Here is a 290-nt window from a genome sequence, read left to right on the forward strand (position 1 = left end):
GGGATCGTCGATCGGCGTGCCGTCGATCGAGACGATCAGGTCCGAGAGCTTGAGCCCGGCCTTCGCCGCAGGGCTGTTCGGCGCGACATTGGCGACCAGCGCGCCGGTCGGCAGCTTCAGCCCCAGCGTCTCCGCGATCTCCGGCGTGACCGCCTGTAGGCGCGCGCCGAGCCATGGCCGCTTCACCGCCTTGCCGCCGCTCTTGGCAGAGGCCACCACGACGCGCACCATGTTGGCCGGGATCGCGAAGCCGATGCCCTGCGAGCCGCCGGACCGCGAGAAGATCGCGG

At 71.4% G+C, this 290-nt stretch carries 1 protein-coding gene; it reads right to left on the reverse strand.

Annotated elements, in window-relative coordinates:
* The coding region (locus tag AC1RQI_RS17150; RefSeq protein ID WP_481905822.1) for a S1C family serine protease at positions 1-290 on the reverse strand (290 nt) is incomplete at both ends.

The sequence above is a fragment of the Salicola sp. AFF1 genome (assembly GCF_056783195.1).